The following is a 4,403-nucleotide window of genomic DNA, read 5'->3' as shown; positions in this document are numbered from 1 at the left end:
TTTGCAACTACGTAATCAAATCTCTCATTTATGAACTTATCCTCATGGTAAGAGTCTCCAAGCCTTATGTCTCCTGTAACTCCCCTTATTGCAAGGTTCATCTTGCAGAGCTTCCAGGGCAGGGCTTTAGATTCCTGTCCGTGAATGGAGAGGCAGTACCTGTTTAGACCTTCCTCTTCTAACTTTTTTAGAGCGGAAACAAAGAAGCCACCGCTACCGCAGGCGGGGTCAAATATGGAGCCACACTTAACGTCAAGGACTTTTACTATAAGCCTTGTAATAGACCTCGGGGTGTAGAACTCCCCTCCCTTTTTCCCTTCAACCTCTGTGAACTTGCCAAGGAAGTATTCGTATATCTCACCGAATATATCTCTTGCCCTGTGCCCGTCTCCAAAGTTTATATCTGTGAAGAGGTTTATAAGATATGCCAGATCTTCGTGGGAGAGGTTGACCCTTGGGTCGGTGTATATCTTGGGCACAACGTCTTTCAGCTTTTCGGGATACTTGTTTTCCAATATCTCAATCGCCCTGTTTATCAACTCCCCTATATTTTCCCTGTGGGCGTTGTCTCTTAAGTAGTTCCAGTGGGCTTCCTCGGGAACAAAGAGGATACCCTCCTCTAAGTAGTAGTCCTCATCTATTAATGCTTCCTTTCTATCCGCCGGATTCTCTATATAATCTGGGGAGCTGGGATTTGAGAACTTTTCCTTCAATTCCTCCCTCCGCCTGTCAAAGGCGTAAGAGATGTAGCGGAGGAAGATAAGCCCAAGGACAACGTACTTGTAATCGTGGACTTCAACCTTCTTTCTTAACTTATCCGCCGCACTCCAGAGCTTATTCTCAAGCTCTTTTATGTTGGAAATTTCCATACAGGATTAATTCTACCAGCTTGGATCGATTGCAGTAAAATTACCTCCCATGGATGTGAGTCCGGAGCTCCTTGAGAAGTGGGATAAAGAGTACTTCTGGCATCCCTTTACCCAGATGAAGGTTTACAGGGAGGAAGAGAACATAATCTTTGAAAGGGGAGAGGGTGTTTACCTCTGGGACGTAAAGGGAAGGAAATACATAGACGCCATCTCCTCCCTATGGTGCAACGTCCATGGGCACAACCACCCAAAGCTCAACAGGGCTATAGAAGAACAGCTCAAAAAGGTAGCCCACACGACGACCCTCGGGAGCTCAAACGTCCCCGCCATACTCCTTGCCAAGAGGCTCGTTGATATAGCACCTGAGGGGCTCACCAAGGTCTTTTACTCCGAAGACGGGGCCGAGGCTGTGGAGATCGCCCTGAAGATGGCTTACCACTACTGGAGGAATAAGGGGGAGGAGAGAAGGGTCTTCATCACCCTCTCGGAAGCCTACCACGGGGACACCATAGGGGCTGTAAGCGTTGGTGGAATAGACCTGTTCCACGGTACTTACAGAGACCTCCTCTTTGAGACCATACGCCTCCCATCCCCCTACCTTTACTGCAAGAAGGAGTTCGGGGAGCTAAGTCAGACCTGCACCGCGGACCTGATAATAAAGCTTCAGGAGCTTCTGAGGGCGAGAAGGGACGTTGTGGCTGTGGTGATTGAGAGCGGTATTCAGGCTGCAGCCGGGATGCTTCCCTACCCGAAGGGTTTTATGAAGGAGGTAAGGGAGCTGACTAAAAAGCACAACGTTCTCCTTATAGTGGATGAGGTGGCTACCGGCTTTGGAAGAACGGGAACCATGTTCTACTGTGAGCAGGAGGGGGTGAGTCCGGACTTCATGTGTCTCGGAAAGGGTATAACGGGAGGCTATCTTCCCCTCGCTGCCACGCTGACTACCGATGAGGTCTATGAAGCCTTCCTGGGGGAGTTCGGGGATGCGAAGCACTTCTACCACGGGCACACCTACACGGGGAACAACCTCGCCTGCGCGGTTTCCCTTGCTAACCTTGAGGTCTTTGAGGAGGAGAAAACCCTTGAAAAGCTGAAGCCCAAGATAGAGCTCCTCACCGAGAGGCTGAAGGAGTTCTGGGAGCTTCCCCATGTGGGGGACGTCAGACAGCTGGGCTTTATGGCTGGTATAGAGCTCGTCAAGGACAGGGAGAGGGGAGAACCCTTTCCCTACGGTGAGAGGACAGGCTTTAAGGTGGCGAGGAGGTGCTGGGAAAAGGGTGTCTTCCTGAGACCCTTGGGCGATGTCATGGTCCTGATGATGCCCTTAGTTATATCGGAAGAGGACATGAACTACGTTATAGATACTCTCAAGGAGGCTATAGGGGAGCTCTAAGCGAGAATTCTTTCAAGGAGATGAGCCTTTTTCATTCTGAGAGCCTCAGGTCCTAAGAGGAATGCTCCGAAGGTCCTCAGTATCCTGTCGTCCATAAGAAAGCCTCCCCTGTTTCCTTCAAGCCTCTTTATTACCTGCTTGCTCTCCCTCTCAACCCTTCCTCTGTCGGAGGGGTACCTGTAGGTTGTGAGGACCTCCTCTATCCTCCTCTCAAGGTTTTCTCCAAAGTGTTCTCTCAGGTACATTAAGAACTCATCCACCTTACCGCCGATAGGCGGTGCTTTTAAACCCTCTTCCTGAAGGAGCCTCTTCAGGAGATTAGCCCTTATGTGTCCTATACCCTTTATACCGCCAAGGGAGGAAAACTCCTCTGTTAGACCGTACTTGACCGAGTGGGCGAGCTTGATTATCTCTTCGTTGCTCCAGCTTATGTCCCCAAAGCTCCTTATGTCTAAAAGGACCCTTATAAGGTGGAGGGTATCCGTCCCGAGGTAGGACAGCTCACCCGGAGGGTGTTGTATGTTGGGGTACTTGAAGGTGAGCCCCTCTATGTAAAAGAGGAACTGGTGGGTGTTGTCCTCAAAGCACTCCCCTCCGCAGTGGGCGAGCTTGCTCCTTATGTAAAACTCGTCCTCTGGAAAGCTCTCTCCCCTTTTGACGAACTCGTACAGTCCATCAAAGCGCTTTACAAAGAGCAGGGGTCTTATAACGACCACCTTCTCCAGACCGAGGAGCTTCCGGCGGAGGAACTCCTCGTAGCTAACCGGAGACATGCCCGACCTGACGCAGAAGAGGGCTTTGTCCGAGAGTCTTTTCCCCTCAATGTAGCCCCTCTCCTCAAGCCACTCGTATATATCATCAATGATGGGGTCTTGGGAGTAGTCTTTTAGGGAGAAGGTTCTCTTTAGAAACTTCCTGAAGTTCTTTCCCTCATGGAGGAAACCTATCAGTATGAAGAGGCTGAGTACCTTCTCAAGCTCATCGCTCAGCTCTCCCTCTCCCACGCTCCTTTTGAGGTAGGGCTCAAACTCACCCTCAACGCTCCTCTTTATCTCCTCCTCAAGGACGTGGGGCTTTGCACCGTAGGGCAGTATGTAGGAGTACCCCCTCTCCTTTATCCCCAGCCTACCCGCCCTTCCCTCCATCTGGAGGATGTCAAGCTGGGATGGGAAGACCTTCCACCTTCCCTCCTTCCTGTCGTAGAAGGCTCTAACCCCTATGATCACTGTATCCGCGGGGAGATTGACCCCGTAAGCGAGGGTATGGGTTGCCACGAGAACAGGAAGCTCTCCCTTCCTGAAGGCTTTCTCTATCTCCTCCCTCTCCTCCTTGGGTATGTCTGCGTTGTGGAAGGCAAGCTCAATCTCTTGCCTTTCCTTCTTCTCAAAGGGAGTTGTCTCGTTCATTATTCCTATCTTTTCCTCATTTGCAAGCTCAAGGACCTTCCAGCCCACGTTCTTCTTGTGGACAAAGAGTATAACCTGCTCGTCTGGCTTCTTCAGTTCGTATAGGGCGCTCAGGAGCTTTCCCGCGAGCCTTTCGTCCTGGTCTCTTGGCTTTCTGAACTCCCTGAACTCTGTCAGTGGGATTATCTTCCTCTCAAGGGGTACGGGTCTCCACAGCGACTCTATGAAGAGCTCCGCTCCCATCCACTTGGCGAGCCTTTCACTTCCCGGGAGGGTTGCGGAAAGCCCCAGCATATCCGTTCCTCTCTCTAAGAGATAGGCGATGATCTCCTCAAGAACCCATCCCCTTGAGCTCATAAGGTGGTGAATCTCATCTATGACCACCGCCTCAGCCTCCATAGCCCAGGAGAGCTTGTTCCTCAGGGCGAGGGAGAGGTTTTCATAGGTTGCTACCACTATGTCAGAGCTCGCAGTCTTGTATATCTCAAGGATGTCTCCTGTTCTTATATCTACCTTTTTATTGAAGAGTCTTCTAAGCTCAAGAGCCTTCTCATAGACGAGGGACTTCGTAGGTGCGGTGTAAACCTTCCTTCCCCTGCGCTCCTTGAGGAAGAAGTAGGCTATCAGGCTCTTCCCTGCGGAGGTCGGAGCGCTTACAAGGGCGTTTCCCTTTCTGTACTTCTTAAAAAATAGCGTCTGTATGGGGTTCAGGAGCTCATAAGGAAGGTCTTCCCC

General features: G+C 50.9%; 3 protein-coding genes. 1 reads left to right on the top strand and 2 read right to left on the bottom strand.

Translation table 11 applies throughout. The features are described 5' to 3' along the window. The coding region (locus AC1HCM_RS06055) for an N-6 DNA methylase (protein WP_479460873.1) at positions 1 to 869 on the bottom strand (869 nt) is incomplete at its 3' end. Positions 870 to 918: 49 nt separating this feature from the next. On the opposite strand from AC1HCM_RS06055, the gene bioA reads away from it, so the two are divergent. Further along, a complete protein-coding gene (gene bioA / locus AC1HCM_RS06050) occupies positions 919 to 2,262 on the top strand; it encodes an adenosylmethionine--8-amino-7-oxononanoate transaminase (protein WP_479460872.1) in 1,344 nt (447 codons plus the stop codon). On the opposite strand, the gene AC1HCM_RS06045 is transcribed toward bioA, so the two are convergent. Beyond that, positions 2,259 to 4,403: DEAD/DEAH box helicase (locus AC1HCM_RS06045; RefSeq protein ID WP_479460871.1), on the bottom strand; the 2,145-nt coding region annotated here is incomplete at its 5' end. The two genes, bioA and AC1HCM_RS06045, sit on opposite strands and share 4 nt — an antisense overlap.

Source organism: Hydrogenivirga sp., assembly GCF_056450045.1.
This window is presented reverse-complemented; position numbering and strand designations above follow the sequence as displayed.